The following is a 17,411-nucleotide window of genomic DNA, read 5'->3' as shown; positions in this document are numbered from 1 at the left end:
TTTTTCAGCAACTTCAGCAGGAAGAGTGCTAATGATACCAGCAACTGCTCCACCAAGACTTTGTACGTTTGAGTAAAGAACAGTCAACATAGCTGTCAAACCAAATCCCATAGCAAGGTAGTGAAGGTTACGTTTAACTGGAAGGTAACGAAGCAAGATTGCAAATCCAAGACCTGGAAGCATACGACCTGCAAGTGTCAAACCGTCTGCAACCCATTGGTATTCTTTAACAAGGTCTACTACTGATTGTACGAAAGCACCACCAAAAGCAAGAGCGAAGAATACTGGAAGGGCACGTGAAAGAGCCCATGGAAGCGCACCAAGTAGGTAGTTGCGTTCGATACCTTTGTAGTCAAAGCGTTCGATCGCAGCATCAATACGGTGTGCAAAGAAAGTAGTTGTCATACGTCCAAGAACGTCGAAGTATGTCAAAAGTGCTGCTACTGGTACAGCGATTGTTGTAATCGCAAGATCTGTATCAATACCTTGAGAGATAGAGAATGCTGTTGCAAGAACCGCACCAGAAGTTGCGTCGATACGAGAAGCACCACCGAAGGTACCAACCCCAAGAACGAACAACTGCAAGCTACCACCGATAAACAAACCAGTTGTCACATCTCCCATGATCAAACCGGTAATGAAACCAGCGAATACAGGGGAACCTGCAGATGAAACGATTGTCAACTCATCACAGATTTGATAAGCTGAGTACAAAGTGAGAAGTAAAATTTGCCACCATTGTATCATAACAATGACCTCCTAAAAATTTTTTCCTATTTTAATAAGCTCAAAAAGTCTGAAACTGGATCATTTGGAACCATTTGAGCAGTGAGTTTCACACCTTTTTCTGCTAGTTTGTGGAAATCTTCCACATCCTTGTCTACCACATTGATAGAACGTGTGATAGAGCGAGTTTCTGGTGTTTGAGACATATTGCCGACGTTGAGTGTTTCAAGCGGTACACCTGCTTCGACCAAACCAAGGAAACGGTCTGGTTTACGTGCAACGATAAAGAGACGTTGGCTATCGTATTTACCAGCAAGGATATTTGCTGCTGCTTTCTCAACTGGCAAGATACTGAGTTTCACACCTGGTGGTGTCGCAAGTTTCAAACCACTCTTTTCAATATCGTTGTTAACAACTTCGTCGTCTACAACCATAATGCGTGAAACATTTAGTTTTCCAGCCCAAAGATTGGCTACTTGACCGTGGATCAAACGTCCATCAATACGGCATCCTACAATTGTCATAAGTTTTCCCCCTTTATGTGTTTTAGTGTAGGTTTACGAGTTAAATGAATCTCTTCTTTATATTCGCCCTCAGTTTCAAAGATGATGATGCGGTTAGCACCTTCCTTGAGATAACTATGAGGGATATAAAGTGAGAGGGTCGGGCCGACGTTCCAGAAACGTCCTAAGTGACGCCCGTTGACAAAGGCAACTCCCTTACCAAACTCAGACAAGTCTAAGTAGGTATCCTTCGGCTCTTCAACAGTAAAGTCGAAAGCGTAAAAGGCTGGTTGTCCTTCTGTCCATCCTTTTGAAAAATCAATTTTCTCAGGATTATCCAGTGGCAGTGGATATTGTTTCCAATTCAGTAAGAAATGTAGATCCTTGCAGACACCTGTACGAATTCCTTTACGTTGCGTATCTGCCAAGAACTTATGTCCGTAGTTGACACGCCCCATATTTTCAATCAAGATGTCAATCTCTGAAAAGCCTTCTCGGTTGCCCTGACAGTAGATATCTTCACCAATCTCTGTCTGGTATTGAGTAGCAATCCATTGACCATCTACAAAGAGTTGAGCTCGGTCACGTCCATCGATGATACGGAGACGTTCCTCTTCTGCATCCCAACTTGCCTCAGTGCGGTAGAGAAGGTAGCCATAACTTTGACCAAGTTCTTCCATCGCTTTTGGATAGAGGCTTTCAGTAGGACTAGAGAGATTATCCAGGGTTTCAAACAAGGAAACTTTTTCGACCAATGGAATGGACCCTATCTCCATGCTTTCCTTATAGAGTGGTTCCAACTGTGGATACTCTGGGAAGTGGGTTGCCATCATCTTCTTGACTGCTAAGTATTTAGCAGTTGGATTTCCTTCTTCATCGAGAAGGGCATCATAGTCGTAAGATGTGACTTGCGGCAAATCCAGAGTTCCTCGAGCCGAGCAACCATTCATGAAACCAAAGTTTGTACCACCATGGAACATGTAAAGGTTGATAGAGCCTTGCTCCAATACCTCTCGAACAGCTTCTGCCAATTCTTTAGGATCACGAGTGATGATGGGTTCTTTCCAACGGTTGAACCAACCATCCCAGAATTCCATACACATGAGGGGCCATTTCTTGCCATGCTCATCAAAGAATTCCTGCATCTGTGAAAAGTTGTACGGAGCTTTAGAACCGAAGTTTCCTGTCACAAAGAGATCGTCTTCGATCAAGGTTCCGGCTTTCAGAGTAGCCCTCCATGGGCCATCTGAAGTAAAGAGTGGGCAATCAATCCCTCGGTCTTCCATCAATTTCCGAATTGCTCGTAGATAAGACTTATCTTCTCCATAAGAGCCATATTCATTTTCGACTTGCATCATAAGAATGTTTCCACCATTATCCAACAAGCGAGGCACAAGCCTTGGCAATAATTGGTCATAATAGCGAGCAACAGCCTCGATGTAGGCCGGGTCGGACGAGCGGATTCGCATGTCCTTGGTCAAGAGCCAGGCCGGCAAGCCACCAAATTCCCATTCCGCACAGATAAATGGAGACGGGCGTACAATGGCATAGAGACCCAGATCTTGTGCAATTTGAAGAAATCTCTCCAAATTTCTGGCACCTTCAAAATCAAACTCCCCTTCAACAGGTTCGTGTAAATTCCAAGCCACATAGGTCTCGACTGTATTAAAGCCAAGCGCCTTTAAGTTATAGAGAGAATGATACCAATCCTCTGCTGGAATCCTAAAATAATGAATGGCGCCGGACAAAATCTTGAACGGTTTTCCGTCTAAATAGAAATCGTCCTCAATTTTAAATCTGGTCATGTTATTACCTCTGACGAATTAAGTTTGCGCTTTCATTTATTATAATATTAACTATAATCAAATCTTTTGCATTTGTCAATAGGTTTTAGAAAATTATTTAAAATTTTTCTATTTTTTTACTTACCGTTTACCGAAATTATCTAAAAATAGCATGAAAACGATCTTTTTATGTATGATAATTCACAAGAACATCAAATGAATTTTTTTACATGTAAAATAACATTTTTAGTCTATTATTTTAATTTTTTGACCTTAATACTACTCTTTTCTCTATATTTGTGGTAAAATCAAAATTGGAGAAAGAGAATCGAGGTGAAATTTATGGCTATTCCTAAATACCAATATATTAAAGATGAATTAAAAAATAAAATCATCTCTGGTCAATTTGCAAGTGGAGATAAATTTTATACAGAAGCCGAATTGATCGCGATGTACGATGTGAGTTCAATCACAGTTGTTCGTGCCTTGAACGACCTTGCTAAAGACGGCTACATTGTCCGCCAACAAGGTAAAGGTACTTTCGTTTCACGTGCCCGTAAGCACAAACTCGTTGAGTTTTCAGATGTCGAAATCTTTGAAACAAAAGACGATAAAGTTACTGTCCTTTCTATCGAGCGCGGAAACAAACTTGAATATTTAGATAAACTTGGACTACGTGGAGATCAATTCTACTATAAGATTGAACGTATTCGTCAGACAAACGACGTAACATACATCTACCACACATCTTATATTCCTGAGCAATACATCAATGCCAACTATCCAAATCTTGACTATTATAGCTCTATCTATACACGTTTCAAATTGGATTACCGCATTCACATGAGTGATGAACATTTTGAGGAAATCAACGAAATCGCATTCCCAACACCAGAGCATGCTGCTTCTGTACTCGGAATCGATACACAATTCCCAACTGTCTTCCAAACGAAGACTACAAAACTTGAGGCCACTGGCCAAGTCCTTGCCTATAGTGAAACTTATAAGCGAGCGGACTACTACAAAATCAAATTCATCTCATGCAATCGAGGTCATTAAGAAAAAGCCTGAGCCTAGCTCAGGCTTTTTCTGTATTCATTATAGCACGAGAAAGAAGTTGTGAAAACACTATGAAGGGCTCTTATTTAATTAGTAGCATTTTTACTAAAAACAAGTTAAATACTTGCTTCGTTTTTCCTTCTATCTTTATCTTTTATTGGCAATTTTCTCCTAAATCTTATGTTTTCCTCCATTTATTATAGTTCTTATATAAACCCACTTGACATTTTACCCCTTAGATAATAAAATAAAATTGGTTTTATGTAAACGCTATCATATATGATAATAACAAGGAGGTTTTGTCATGAAACTAGAAAAGAAACAGCGCTTCTCCATCCGTAAATACGCAGTTGGAGCAGCTTCTGTACTTATAGGATTTGCTTTTAGCGCACAAGTCGCAGCTGCCGACGGGATTACTCCGACTCCAACAGCTGGGGAAACAGTTCAAACTGTCCAGGAGAGTCCGCAAACACCCAATGAGGCTGGAGAGTCCAAGGCCCCAGAAAAACTGGAAGAAAAGGCTGAAGAACCTGTAAAAGAGGAGATCAAAGAAGACACGGAGGCTCCTCATACAGTTGCTCCAAAAACGGAAGAAACAACTGCACCAGCTGTGACAGAAAATGCTAGTCCTACTCCGACTACTGAGAAAGAAAGTCCTGCTCCAACTGAAGTTCCTGCAGAAAACTCTCCTTCAGAAAAGAAAAATGAAGCAGCCACACCTGCAGTAACCACACCTGCAGTAGCCACTCCTAGTACGGAACGAGCAGCTCAGGTAAATGAAAAACTGGCTAAACGAAAAATGATCTCAATTGATGCTGGACGCAAGTACTTCTCGCCTGAGCAACTCAAAGAAATCATCGACAAAGCTAAACACTATGGTTATACTGATCTTCATTTACTAGTTGGAAATGATGGCATGCGTTTCATGCTGGACGACATGACGATCAAAGCCAATGGCAAAACCTATGCAAGCGATGATGTCAAACGTGCACTCGAAAACGGAACCAATGCCTACTACAAGGATCCAAACGGCAACCATTTGACAGAGAGTCAAATGACGGACTTGATCAACTATGCTAAAAACAAAGGCATTGGTCTCATCCCAACTGTAAACAGCCCTGGTCACATGGATGCGATTTTGCATGCCATGAAAGAACTAGGCATCCAAAAACCGAACTTCAACTACTTTGGTAAGGAATCTGCTCGTACCGTTGACCTTGATAACAAAGAAGCTGTTGAGTTTACCAAAGCCCTGATCGACAAGTATGCTGCATACTTTGCTGGCAAATCTGACATCTTCAACATCGGACTAGACGAGTACGCCAATGATGCTACAGATGCCAAAGGCTGGAGCGTTCTTCAAGCCTATAAATGGTATCCAGAAGATGAATTCCCAGACAAGGGTTATGATAAATTTATCGCCTACGCTAATGACCTTGCTCGCATCGTCAAATCTCACGGCCTCAAACCAATGGCTTTTAACGACGGTATCTACTACAATAGCGACACTAGTTTTGGAACCTTTGACAAAGACATCATCGTTTCTATGTGGACTGGTGGATGGGGCGGATACGACGTCGCTTCTTCTAAACTTCTAGTTGAAAAAGGCCACCAAATCCTTAATACCAACGATGCTTGGTACTACGTCCTCGGACGAAATGCCGATGGCCAAGGATGGTACAACCTTGACCAAGGACTCAATGGTATCAAGAACACTCCAATCACTTCTGTACCAAAATCTGATGGGGCTACTATCCCATTCATCGGTGGTATGGTAGCTGCTTGGGCGGACACCCCATCTGCACGCTATTCACCATCACGCCTCTTCAAACTCATGCGTAGCTTCGCAAATGCCAATGCTGAATACTTCGCAGCTGACTATGAGTCTGCTGAGCAAGCCCTGAAAGAAGTCCCAACAGACCTTAACCGCTATACTGCAGAAAGTGTCGCAGCTGTCAAAGAAGCTGAAAAAGCCATTCGCTCACTCGATAGCAACCTCAGCCGTGCCCAACAAGACACCATTGACCAAGCAATCGCGAAACTCCAAGAAGCTGTCAGCAATTTGACCTTCACACCAGAAGCTCAAAAAGAAGAAGACGCGAAACGTGAAGTTGAAAAACTTGCCAAGAACAAGGTAATCTCCATCGATGCCGGACGTAAGTACTTCACGCTCGACCAACTCAAACGCATCGTAGACAAGGCGAGCGAACTCGGCTACTCTGATGTGCATCTTCTCCTAGGAAATGATGGACTTCGCTTCCTCCTTGATGACATGACCATCACAGCTAACGGCAAAACTTATGCAAGTGACGATGTCAAAAAGGCCATCATCGAAGGAACAAAAGCTTACTACGATGATCCAAACGGAACCACTCTTAGTCAAGCTGAAATCACTGAATTGATCGAGTACGCAAAATCAAAAGGCCTCGGACTCATCCCAGCGATCAACAGCCCAGGTCACATGGATGCCATGCTCGTCGCTATGGAAAAACTTGGAATCAAGAATCCTCAAGCCAACTTTGACAAGGTCTCCAAAACAACCATGGACCTTGAAAACGAAGAGGCCATGAACTTTGTCAAAGCCCTCATCGGCAAGTACATGGACTTCTTTGCAGGCAAGACAAAGATCTTCAACTACGGTACAGACGAATATGCCAATGATGCCACCAACGCGCAAGGCTGGTATTATCTAAAATACTACAATCTCTATGGTAAGTTTGCTGAGTACTCTAACACTCTTGCTGCCATGGCCAAAGAAAGAGGCCTTCAACCAATGGCCTTCAACGATGGTTTCTACTACGAAGACAAGGATGATGTTGAGTTTGACAAGGATGTCATCATCTCTTACTGGTCTAAGGGATGGTGGGGTTACAACCTTGCAACGCCTCAGTACCTAGCAAGCAAAGGTTACAAACTCCTCAACACCAACGGAGACTGGTACTACGTGCTAGGTAATCACAAACCAGATGAAGCTTACCCACTATCAAAAGCACTTGAAAACTCTGGCAAAGTACCATTTAACCAGCTTGCATCTACCAAATATCCTGAGGTAGACCTTCCAACCGTCGGAAGCATGCTTGCTATCTGGGCAGACAGACCAAGTGCTGAGTACAAGGAAGAAGAAATCTTTGAACTCATGACTGCCTTTGCAGACAATAATAAAGACTACTTCCGCGCTAACTACAATGCCCTCCGTGAGGAACTTGCTCAAATCCCTGCAAACTTGGATGGATACAGCAAGGAAAGCTTGGAGGCCCTAAATGCAACGAAAGAAGCTCTCAACTACAACCTCAACCGTAACAAACAAGCCGAGTTAGACGCTCTCGTAGCCAAACTCAAGGCAGCCCACCTAGGCCTCAAACCAGCAGCAACCCACTCAGGAAGCCTTGATGAAAATGAACTAGCTGCCAATGTTGAAACCAAACCGGAACTCATCACAAGAGCAGAAAAGATTCCATTTGAAGTTATCAAGAAGGAAAATCCGAACCTCCCAGCCGGTCAGGAAAAGATCATCACACCAGGTGTAGAGGGCGAACGTACTCATTACATCTCTGTCCTTACTGAAAATGGAAAACAAACAGAAACGGTTCTAGATAGCCAAGTGACCAAAGAACCTGTGACCCAAGTGGTTGAAATCGGCGCCCCTATTACTCACAAAGGAGATGAAAGTGGCCTTGCTCCAGCTGCCGAAGCGAAACCAAGGCTGGATATCCAAGAGGAAGATATTCCGTTCACTACTGTGACACGTGAAAATCCACAATTGCCACTCGGACAAACGCAAGTCATCGTTACTGGTGTAAATGGTCGCCGTACGATTTTCTACTCTGTCAGCACTACTGCTGACGGCAAGGAAGAAAGAACACTTGTCAATAGTGCGGTATCGCAGGAAGCGGTCGCTCAAGTTGTTGAAGTCGGCACTGCCGTTGAGAAAGCTGAGCAAACTGCACCAACTACTGCCAAAGCAGATGAAAAACAACTCCCTGCAACAGGAAGTCAAGATTCTGCAGGCTTGGTCGCAGCAGGCCTCATGGCGACTCTAGCAGCCTACGGACTGACTAAGAGAAAAGAAGACTAAGATTCTTCTAGGAGAATACGAAAAAGCGAGATTGAATCTCGCTTTTTATTGTTAGGATTAATCACCAAGTCCTATACGTTCAAAGATATCATCCACTCGTTTAGTGTAGTATGCAGGATTGAAGATTTCGTCGATCTCCTCTTGAGTGAGGCGTGATGTCACTTCTGGATCTGCTTCGAGAAGCGGTTTGAAGTCTACTTGGTTGTCCCAAGAGTGGGCTGTTTTTGGTTGCACCAAGTCATAGGCTTGCTCACGGGTCATGCCTTTCTCAATCAAGGTCAACATGGCACGTTGGCTAAAGATAAGACCAAAAGTAGAGTTCATGTTGCGGATCATGTTTTCTGGGAAGACTGTCAAGTTCTTGACGATGTTTCCAAAACGGTTGAGCATGTAGTCGATCAAAATGGTTGTATCTGGTGTGATGATACGCTCAGCTGATGAGTGAGAAATGTCACGTTCGTGCCAGAGAGCGACGTTTTCATAGGCCGTCACCATGTGACCACGGATAACACGCGCCAGACCAGTCATGTTTTCAGAACCGATTGGGTTGCGTTTGTGAGGCATAGCCGATGAACCTTTTTGACCTTTAGCAAAGAACTCTTCCACTTCACGTTGCTCAGATTTCTGCAAACCACGGATCTCAGTCGCCATGCGTTCGATTGAAGTCGCGATGCTAGCAAGAACTGCAAAGTACTCAGCGTGAAGGTCACGAGGAAGGACCTGTGTAGAGATTTCCTGAGCACGGATGCCCAATTTGTCACAGACGTATTGCTCTACAAATGGTGGAATGTTGGCAAAGTTCCCAACCGCACCAGAAATCTTACCAGCTTCCACACCAGCAGCTGCATGCTCGAAACGCTCGATATTACGCTTCATTTCACTGTACCAAGTCGCCAATTTCAGTCCAAAGGTTGTCGGTTCAGCGTGCACACCGTGGGTACGTCCCATCATGATAGTGAACTTGTGTTCCTTAGCCTTATCAGCGATGATGTTTGTGAAGTTTTCAAGGTCACGACGGATGATGTCGTTGGCCTGCTTGTAGAGGTAACCGTAGGCAGTATCCACCACGTCAGTAGATGTCAAACCATAGTGAACCCACTTGCGCTCTTCGCCAAGAGTCTCAGAAACCGCACGCGTGAAAGCCACCACATCGTGACGCGTCTCCTGCTCAATCTCTAAAATACGGTCGATGTCAAAGTCCGCTTTCTCGCGAATCAAAGCCACATCTTCCTTAGGGATTTCCCCCAACTCAGCCCATGCCTCGTCAGCCAAGATTTCCACCTCAAGCCAAGCACGGTATTTATTTTCTTCACTCCAAATGTTCGCCATCTCAGGGCGAGAGTAACGGTTGATCATGATTAAGATATTAAGGGCGTTAAACGGACACAGTCAAAATAGGAGTTTAGACGAAGAAGCGACTGCTTCTAGGAAAAACTATCTTTTTGACCAAGTCCGTATCCCGTATTCAGTTTAGGAAATACGGTACCCTTGTTCCTTTCTTTTTATAATATTTAGCAATTGCTATTTTTTAAATGTACTTTTTAATATCATTAAAAATATAGTTTACTATTTTTTGATAACTTTCAGGTAAACTTCTATTAGGAATTTTTTCTAAAACTTCCATCAAAGTCCCTATTTTTTTTATTGCATTTTTTTTACTTAACAATTCAAATCTCTTTGTATCAGAATTTGAAATATTTAGAATCCTACAATATTCTTCTCTTGCTTTTTTAGAGCATGTCAAATCCATTTCCAAGCAATAATTCATAGATAAAATATTTTTACTGGAGATGATATTAAATAAATCTCGATAATTAGATTTATTTAATAGACGACTCTTATTACCACCAAAAATTTCTTCAATTAACTGATTATCTGCTAATGTTGTATAGTCATACTTTGGAAGTCCGGTTCTACAATCTCGACTATCCTCAAGTCTATTATTAATTTGATAGTTAAAGAAGAAATCTTTATCTACAATTAGTACGAATGGAAGCTGTAACTCACGTAATAAATAGTAAGCATACTTTATATTTTCCTTGCCTCCAGCATCTAAAAAACTTACATCTAATATCGACTCGCCAAGTTTATCTCTTAATAGTTTTTCAATCACTTGACAATCATTTTTACTTTCACATACAACTACATATTTAGAAAAGAAGAAATCACTATTTTTATAATGAAAGTACTGATAATGCTTAAACTCTTCAATATTTGAATTTTGCCAAAATGAATCACTTATTTGAGTTATTTCAGAATTTAATTTGGATTTTGAACTTTTAGATTTTCTAACAAGAAGGATATTTTCATGTTTCAATTGATCAATTAATACTGTTGAATGTGTAGTAAAAATAACCTGTACTTCTTCAGTACCCACAGAATTAATTAATGAATTAATTAATTTTTTCTGAGCCTGAGGATGTAAGTTGGTCTCGGGTTCTTCAATTCCTAAAATAACTATTCTGTCATTCAATTTAGCATTAGCTCTATACATTGCAATCGTTGCTAAACTTCTAGTTCCGCTACCATACTCTTCCAAAAAGTATTCTCCATTATCGGAAATCAATGATAACTTCAAACTATCAAGTAAAATAGAATAATCCGTCTTGTTTGGAGCAGCAATATTAAACTCACTTACGTCTTTTGTAAAATACAAAGATTCTATTAGTTTTTCTAATTTGGATAATATGTTTTTATGCAACATCTGGTTAGCATCTCTAACATGTCTAGAAATTGTATCTCTATTCGAAGTATAAATTTCTAGATACTTTCTCACCAACTTATTAAAAACACCATCATTTATCTTATTTATCGAACCACGTTCAGTTGGAATGTAGACATATTCTATTTTTGATATTATTCTCAGAAAATCTTCCTCAGGAATTTTTATTGAGTCTTTATTAGTTACAATATGATATTCTTTTTTGTTTAGCGAATAAATATAAGAAAATTTCAACTTAATTGCATTATCAAATATATATCTTCTATAAATATCCGGTAAATTAGCACTATCTATTTTAAAAGATATTATAATTCGTGTATTAGCCTTTGGTCCATAATTATGAGATTTATTAAGAAAGAATTCTTCCTCTTCTTTAAAATTAAAAAATGAATTTAAAGCTTTCAAAACTGCTGTCTTGCCAGCATTATTCTCACCAACTAATGCACTAATTTGATCAAATCGAAATTTAGCTTTTCTTATAGAGCGAAAATTATATATCTCTACTGATTTTACTATCATCTACCAATCAATCCCTTTCCCAAACTCCTCAACCTTATCCGGTTCATCACTAAACAAAGTTACATGCCCCATTTTGCGGTTGTGCTTCGCTTCTATTTTACCATACAGGTGGAGGTGGGTGCTTGGATTTTCTGCGACATACTTTTCAGCGGCCTCGACGTGTTGGCCGAGAACGTTGAGCATAACGGCTGGGGCATGCAGTTTAATTGCTGGTAATGGTGCTCCCAGAACACCCAAGATATGGGTGTCAAATTGTGAGAAGTCGCAGGCTTCAATTGAATAATGCCCAGAGTTGTGTGGTCGTGGAGCAATCTCGTTGACAATGATGTCGTCAGCTGTCGCAAACATTTCCACGCAGAGAGTTCCAGACAAGTTAAGTTGTTCTGCAATTCGCACTGCCATGGCTTTGGCTTTGTTTGCTAGACTTTCTGAAATGCGAGCTGGGACAATTGTCTTAGATAGGATATTGTTACGGTGGATATTTTCCTGAACTGGGAAAACTGTCACCTCCTTGCCATTTCCTGACACGATGACGGAAATTTCAAGGTCGAAATTGACGAATTCTTCCAAGACACAGTCTGCTGAATCCGCTAGTACATAAGCTTCTTCCAAATCTGCTTCTGAGCGAATAACCTTTTGTCCATGCCCATCGTAGCCACCAGTCGCAGTCTTGAGGACATAGTTTTTCGACAGATCGATATCTGCCAAATCTTGGCTTGAGGTCACAACCTTGTAAGGTGCCACAGTGACTTGTGCCTTGTTTGAGAGAAAGTCCTTTTCAAAGATGCGATTTTGCGAAATGCGGAGCAGGTCTGTCCCTTGAGGGAGCTGACCATCCTTGATGACAGCATCCAAACCGTCAGCATCAACATTTTCAAATTCATAAGTGAGGACATCGCAACGCTCAGCCAACTGACGAAGGGCATCCACATCGTTATAAGGCGCCACGATGATCTCCGCCACGCGAGAGGCCGGGCAATCCACCGCAGGATCCAGCGCGATAACCTTGTGCCCCATGTAGATAGCAGAAATTGCCATCATCTGACCCAGCTGACCACCACCGATAATTCCGATTGTTTTAGATGAGCTCATTTGTAGACTCCTCTGCGATTTTCCCTTGTTCTTCTGCAAAATCTGCTAACGCTATTGCGATAGCCTGATCTTCTACTGAAAGGAGACGGAGGGCAAAGAGAGCCGCATTGGTCGCACCTGCTTCACCGATAGCCATCGTCGCAACAGGCACGCCACCTGGCATCTGTACGATAGAGTAGAGCGAATCCACGCCACTAAGAGCACGTGATTTGACGGGCACACCAATGACTGGAAGGGTTGTTTTGGCAGCTACCATACCTGGCAAATGGGCTGCGCCTCCAGCACCTGCAATAATGACCTTGATGCCACGGCTACGAGCTTCTTCGGCATGTCTGAACATGAGGTCTGGTGTGCGGTGGGCAGAAACAACTTTCTTTTCGTAGGCTACACCGAAACGGTCTAGGACTTCGGCGGTTTTTTGCATGGTTGCCCAGTCGGATTTGGAACCCATGATGATGGAAATTACTGGTTTCATAGTTAATATCCTTTTCTTTCCTTTCTTTTTTCAATCACCTTAGGCTGTGAGGGACGGCAGCAGCCACCAAAGGTGTCTCATGCCTAAATCGGAAGCCCAAGGTCTTCCGATTTCCCTGAACGATTGGCTTATAATCCAATCGTTCTTTCACAACGGCGGTGATTGCTCTATATCAGCTCGCTAATGCTCGCAAATCAAACGACCATTAACGTATTTTGTGAATTTTTATTTTTCTTTTTAATAATCGTCTAATGTAGTGCGGACGTAAGCGACCGCCTAAGGCGTTCCATTACTAAAACTGGAGCCTAGGTCTCCAGTTTTCCGCTCCTAGTAGCTTTGCTACTAGGAGTTCCACTACTGCGACGATTATCCTATAGTGGCTCGCTTTCGCTCGCCATGACAATTTTTGTATCTGTTAATCTTTTATGGCCTTGCTTCCGATATCTGTTCGGTAGAAGAGACCTTCTGTTTTTTGTTGAGCGAGTTCTTGGTAAATCGTATCTTGGGCTTCTTTGACGGTGTCTGCTGTGGTGACGAGCATATAGACACGTCCACCGTTTGAGAGCAGCGCTCTGCTATTTTCCGCAAACTTAGCACCTGCATAGTAAGTGATGATGTCGCCGTCTGTTTTGGCTGGAAGCTTGACGCCTTTTCCATAGTCTAGCGGGTAGCCCTTGGATGCGACAACCACACCTAGAGTCACACCCTTGTCCGTCCACGTGATGTTCGGCTCCTTACCATCTAGGATATCCGTAATATTTTGGGCAAAATCAGATGTCAAACGAGGCAAGATAATCTGAGTTTCTGGATCTCCGAACCGAGCGTTGAACTCGATAACCTTAGGTCCATCTGCTGTCAAGATAAGCCCTGCGTAAAGGACACCAAGATAGGGGCGACCTTCTTTGATCATCCCTTCAAGGACTGGCTTGACAATGGTGTCAACCGCCGTATCAACCACGCTCTGTGGCAAGTGAGGAACAGGCGCATATGCTCCCATACCGCCCGTGTTAGGGCCCTTGTCGCCGTCATAGGCACGTTTATGGTCCTGAGCCGTCGGCATGATGTAGAACTTGTCACCATTGACAAAGGCAAAAAGTGAAAATTCCTCTCCTGCAAGAAACTCCTCGATGACCACACGCGCCCCCGAGTCCCCGAATTTATTGTCCAAAAGCATCTCATGAGCGGCTTCGACCGCTTGCTCAACCGTCTCCGCAACGACGACACCTTTCCCAAGGGCCAAACCATCCGCCTTGACTACGATTGGAGCGCCTTTTTCTTCGATATAGGCCTTAGCTTCCTCGAAATCTGAAAAAGTCCCATAGGCTGCTGTCGGAACATCGTATTTGACCATGATTTCCTTAGCAAAATCCTTGGACCACTCCAACTCCGCTGCCAATCTTGTCGGACCAAAGGCTTTGAGACCAGCTTCATTGAACTCATCCACAATCCCAGCCGCAAGGGCGTCATCTGGACCAATGAAGGACCAAGCAATATCGTTGGCTTTTGCAAACTCAATCAATTTAGAATGTTCGGAAATAGAGATATTTACCAATTCCAGACCATCCAGAGTCATCCCGTCATTTCCAGGAGCTACAAAGACTTTTTCAACGTCTTTTGATTCAAGCAACTTCTTAGCAATGGCATGTTCACGACCACCCGAACCGACAACTAACAGCTTCATCTTACAACCTCTTTTGCGAATTATTTACTAATATTATAACATAAACGTTCGTTTTAATCTTGTTTTGCTCCGCGTTTTTACGCAATAAAAGGAAAGAAACTGTTTTCCTCCCTTTTATTTTCTTAATGTCTAAAATGTCTCACGCCTGTAAAGACCATGGTCAAGCCGTATTTGTCCGCCGCTTCGATGGATTCTTGGTCACGTACTGAGCCACCCGGCTGGATGATGGCCTTAATTCCTGCTTTAGCGATTTCTTCCACGTTATCTGCAAATGGGAAGAAGGCATCTGAAGCAAGAACAGCACCATCAAGACGATCTTTAGCTTGGTCAATAGCAATACGAACAGAGGCCACACGGTTGGTTTGACCTGGGCCAACACCAAGTGTCATGTGGTCATTGGTGATGATGATACCGTTGGATTTGACGTATTTGATAGCTTTCCAAGCGAACTCAAGAGCAATTGCTTCTGTCTCAGTTGGCTGACGCTTGGTCACCACTTGCCAGTCAGCTGGGCTTTCTTTGACCACGTCTTGATTTTGCACCAGAAGTCCACCTACTACACCTGTGTATTCTGCTTCCACTTCGCTAGCGTCTTGGGCATCAAATGGCAACTCTAGGATACGCAAGTTTTTCTTTTTATTGGTCAAAATAGCTAGCGCTTCATCCGTATAGCTTGGTGCGATGATGATTTCAAGGAAAACGCCGTGCATCTTCTCAGCTGTCGCAGCATTCACCTCACGGTTGAGAACGACAATCCCACCAAAGATAGACACTGGGTCAGACTCATAAGCGTAGTCCCAAGCTGTTTCGATATCATCAGCTTGACCAATCCCACATGGGTTCATGTGTTTGAGAGCCACAACGGTTGGACGGTCTTTGAAATCACGAATGATACGGATAGCCGCATCAGCGTCACGAATGTTGTTGAAGGATAATTCCTTACCGTTGAGCTGTTTAGCTGATGCAATCGAGTAATCCGTTGGCAAGGCTTTTTGGTAAAAGTCTGCATCTTGTTGAGGGTTTTCCCCATAACGCATAGCTTGCTTGAGGTCATAGGTCAAAGTGAGCTTTTCAGGCTTGCTTTCTCCGACTTGAGCTGTGAAATACTCTGCAATCAAGGCGTCATAAGCCGCTGTGTGACGGAAAACCTTGGCTGCCAAACGTTGGCGAGTTTCGTAACTTGTTTCACCATTTGCTGCCAATTCATCAAGAACCACTGCATAATCCACTGGGTCTACCACAACCGTTACGCTAGCGTGGTTCTTCGCTGCTGAACGAAGCATGGATGGACCACCGATATCGATGTTTTCAACGGCATTCGCATAAGTCACGTCTGGTTTGAGAATCGTTTCCTTGAATGGATAAAGGTTGACCACCACAAGGTCAATGAGCTCAATCTGATTATCCTTGGCTGCTTGAAGGTGACTATCCAAGTCACGACGAGCGAGGAGCCCACCGTGGATATTTGGATGAAGGGTCTTGACACGACCGTCCATCATTTCTGGGAAGCCCGTCACATCATCGATGGCAATGGTCTCCACCCCAGCATTATCAAGGACAACCTTGGTTCCACCTGTTGAGATGATGTCCCAACCAAGTTTTTTAAGTTCTTGGGCAAATTCAACAATGCCCGCTTTATCTGAGACGCTGATTAAGGCGCGTTTAGTCATCTTTGTTCCTTTCTTTGTATCTAGAGGTGCTTTCACATCATTTACACTAAAGACTGGCGTTCATAGTCTGTAAGCTGATTTCCAAGTTCTTTTAACAGTTTTATGACCTCAAGCTTACTAGTTTCACTTTCGTACACATTTCGCAGTTCTGCATCTGTCGCACCAATCAGGGTTACAAATTCCACTTTTCCATGCGGAGTATCAAGAGGCTTAGCTAAATCATCAGCAGCAGTCAAAAATCCTGTCAGACTAGATTTCTGCTGAGCATCAATTCCTACCGTTTGCTTGGTATAAATGTATTCCTCTGGCAAAACCACTTTACCTGTTTGAAAAATATATCTTGCCACATACTGTAGTAAACCACAGCCATTTTTGATTTCTTCTTCGTCATTATTTGATTTCTTTAACTTAAAAGTTAATTCAATCCCATAACCACTGTATTCAGGATCATCGCTTTCTTTTGTATATAACTCTGACAGACCATAGCTGACAAAATGCCAAAAATCTCCCGCATCATAAACACTGATGCCATCAAGCGGATCTGGACCGCCCAACATATACTTGATAACTGTCCCATAATGAAGTGGATTGGGTTGATCCGGATATAAACGATTAAACTCTGCATCAATCGCATGCCATCCTGGAGTGCTATCATCTGTATTTTCAGTTTCAACAACAATTTTGCCGTCATCTTCAATTGGTGTCTCTTCATCTGAAGATTTCTTCTTAAAAAAATCAAATAAACCCATAATATACTCCTTATCTGCTGTTGGACCGTCATAAAATCAGCTCTGATTTCGTTTTTATCTTCTCTCCACTTCCAAGCTATCCAGCACCTCTGGATACAACTTGTACTCAGCCTCATGAATCCGAGCTTCAAAACTGTCAATGGTATCATCAGCTAGCCGTGGTACACGGACTTGTTTGATGACCTTGCCTGTATCCACACCTGAGTCCACCCAGTGAATGGTCACGCCGCTCTCAGCGACACCAGCATCCCAAGCATCCTCAATCCCATGAGCTCCTGGAAATTCTGGCAGGTAGGCTGGATGAATGTTGATAATTCGGCCCTCATAGGCTGCCAATAAGGTTGGTCCAACGATTT

Annotated in this window: 14 protein-coding genes; 2 read left to right on the top strand and 12 right to left on the bottom strand. The window is 42.8% G+C overall.

Annotation, left to right across the window (positions count from 1 at the left end; all coding sequences use genetic code 11):
* From HMPREF3057_RS03475 to HMPREF3057_RS03465, 3 genes are all read right to left on the bottom strand, one after another.
* Nucleotides 1-747: PTS mannose/fructose/sorbose/N-acetylgalactosamine transporter subunit IIC (locus tag HMPREF3057_RS03475; RefSeq protein ID WP_070696395.1), on the bottom strand; the 747-nt coding region annotated here is incomplete at its 3' end.
* 26 nt (nt 748-773) lie between these two features.
* Nucleotides 774-1,250, bottom strand: a complete 477-nt coding sequence (locus tag HMPREF3057_RS03470) for a PTS sugar transporter subunit IIB (RefSeq protein WP_000156968.1) — start codon at nt 1,248-1,250, stop codon at nt 774-776.
* Nucleotides 1,247-3,034 carry a glycoside hydrolase family 35 protein gene (locus HMPREF3057_RS03465; RefSeq protein ID WP_000196619.1) on the bottom strand — a complete coding sequence of 596 codons (1,788 nt, stop codon included), beginning with the start codon at nt 3,032-3,034 and terminating at the stop codon, nt 1,247-1,249. The genes HMPREF3057_RS03470 and HMPREF3057_RS03465 overlap by 4 nt, the downstream gene beginning before the upstream one ends.
* A 321-nt stretch (nt 3,035-3,355) precedes the next feature.
* Between HMPREF3057_RS03465 and HMPREF3057_RS03460 the strand changes: the two genes are divergently transcribed.
* Both HMPREF3057_RS03460 and strH read left to right on the top strand, forming a co-directional pair.
* Complete coding sequence (locus HMPREF3057_RS03460; RefSeq protein ID WP_001007181.1) at nt 3,356-4,072, top strand: GntR family transcriptional regulator; 717 nt, start codon at nt 3,356-3,358, stop codon at nt 4,070-4,072.
* 304 nt (nt 4,073-4,376) lie between these two features.
* Nucleotides 4,377-8,147 (top strand): LPXTG-anchored beta-N-acetylhexosaminidase StrH, encoded by a 3,771-nt coding sequence (strH, locus tag HMPREF3057_RS03455; RefSeq protein ID WP_049479224.1) that lies wholly within the window; start codon nt 4,377-4,379, stop codon nt 8,145-8,147.
* 57 nt (nt 8,148-8,204) lie between these two features.
* Here the strand turns inward: strH and purB are convergent, their stop codons facing one another.
* The 9 genes from purB to HMPREF3057_RS03415 form a co-directional block, all read right to left on the bottom strand.
* A complete protein-coding gene (gene purB / locus HMPREF3057_RS03450; protein WP_070696392.1) occupies nt 8,205-9,503 on the bottom strand; it encodes an adenylosuccinate lyase in 1,299 nt (432 codons plus the stop codon).
* Nucleotides 9,504-9,675: 172 nt separating this feature from the next.
* The gene (locus tag HMPREF3057_RS03445) at nt 9,676-11,388 is read right to left on the bottom strand and encodes an ATP-dependent nuclease (RefSeq protein ID WP_070696389.1); all 1,713 of its coding nucleotides are present in this window, start codon (nt 11,386-11,388) and stop codon (nt 9,676-9,678) included.
* Nucleotides 11,389-12,480 (bottom strand): 5-(carboxyamino)imidazole ribonucleotide synthase, encoded by a 1,092-nt coding sequence (gene purK, locus HMPREF3057_RS03440; protein ID WP_070696385.1) that lies wholly within the window; start codon nt 12,478-12,480, stop codon nt 11,389-11,391.
* Entirely contained in the window at nt 12,467-12,955 is a 489-nt protein-coding gene (gene purE, locus HMPREF3057_RS03435) for a 5-(carboxyamino)imidazole ribonucleotide mutase (protein WP_070696382.1), read from the bottom strand. The genes purK and purE overlap by 14 nt, the downstream gene beginning before the upstream one ends.
* 34 nt (nt 12,956-12,989) lie before the next feature.
* Nucleotides 12,990-13,106: a phosphoribosylaminoimidazole carboxylase gene (locus tag HMPREF3057_RS10425; protein ID WP_083312802.1), complete on the bottom strand. Its 117-nt coding sequence runs from the start codon at nt 13,104-13,106 to the stop codon at nt 12,990-12,992.
* A gap of 264 nt (nt 13,107-13,370) precedes the next feature.
* The gene (gene purD / locus HMPREF3057_RS03430; RefSeq protein WP_070696378.1) at nt 13,371-14,636 is read right to left on the bottom strand and encodes a phosphoribosylamine--glycine ligase; all 1,266 of its coding nucleotides are present in this window, start codon (nt 14,634-14,636) and stop codon (nt 13,371-13,373) included.
* Nucleotides 14,637-14,758: 122 nt separating this feature from the next.
* Nucleotides 14,759-16,306 (bottom strand): bifunctional phosphoribosylaminoimidazolecarboxamide formyltransferase/IMP cyclohydrolase, encoded by a 1,548-nt coding sequence (gene purH / locus HMPREF3057_RS03425; protein WP_070696374.1) that lies wholly within the window; start codon nt 16,304-16,306, stop codon nt 14,759-14,761.
* A 41-nt stretch (nt 16,307-16,347) separates the two neighbouring features.
* A complete protein-coding gene (locus HMPREF3057_RS03420) occupies nt 16,348-17,055 on the bottom strand; it encodes a suppressor of fused domain protein (RefSeq protein ID WP_070696370.1) in 708 nt (235 codons plus the stop codon).
* A 54-nt stretch (nt 17,056-17,109) separates the two neighbouring features.
* The coding region (locus HMPREF3057_RS03415) for a formyltransferase family protein (protein WP_306806723.1) at nt 17,110-17,411 on the bottom strand (302 nt) is incomplete at its 5' end.

Source organism: Streptococcus sp. HMSC072D05, from assembly GCF_001815805.1.
Lineage (GTDB): Bacteria > Bacillota > Bacilli > Lactobacillales > Streptococcaceae > Streptococcus.
This window is presented reverse-complemented; position numbering and strand designations above follow the sequence as displayed.

Excerpts from the sequence above, each read along its gene's own strand:
- HMPREF3057_RS03470 (WP_000156968.1), bottom strand. The coding sequence starts at position 1,250 with ATGACAATTGTAGGATGCCGTATTGATGGACGTTTGATCCACGGTCAA.
- HMPREF3057_RS03465 (WP_000196619.1), bottom strand. The coding sequence starts at position 3,034 with ATGACCAGATTTAAAATTGAGGACGATTTCTATTTAGACGGAAAACCG.
- HMPREF3057_RS03460 (WP_001007181.1), top strand. The coding sequence starts at position 3,356 with ATGGCTATTCCTAAATACCAATATATTAAAGATGAATTAAAAAATAAA.
- strH (WP_049479224.1), top strand. The coding sequence starts at position 4,377 with ATGAAACTAGAAAAGAAACAGCGCTTCTCCATCCGTAAATACGCAGTT.
- purB (WP_070696392.1), bottom strand. The coding sequence starts at position 9,503 with ATGATCAACCGTTACTCTCGCCCTGAGATGGCGAACATTTGGAGTGAA.
- HMPREF3057_RS03445 (WP_070696389.1), bottom strand. The coding sequence starts at position 11,388 with ATGATAGTAAAATCAGTAGAGATATATAATTTTCGCTCTATAAGAAAA.
- purK (WP_070696385.1), bottom strand. The coding sequence starts at position 12,480 with ATGAGCTCATCTAAAACAATCGGAATTATCGGTGGTGGTCAGCTGGGT.
- purE (WP_070696382.1), bottom strand. The coding sequence starts at position 12,955 with ATGAAACCAGTAATTTCCATCATCATGGGTTCCAAATCCGACTGGGCA.
- purD (WP_070696378.1), bottom strand. The coding sequence starts at position 14,636 with ATGAAGCTGTTAGTTGTCGGTTCGGGTGGTCGTGAACATGCCATTGCT.
- purH (WP_070696374.1), bottom strand. The coding sequence starts at position 16,306 with ATGACTAAACGCGCCTTAATCAGCGTCTCAGATAAAGCGGGCATTGTT.
- HMPREF3057_RS03420 (WP_070696370.1), bottom strand. The coding sequence starts at position 17,055 with ATGGGTTTATTTGATTTTTTTAAGAAGAAATCTTCAGATGAAGAGACA.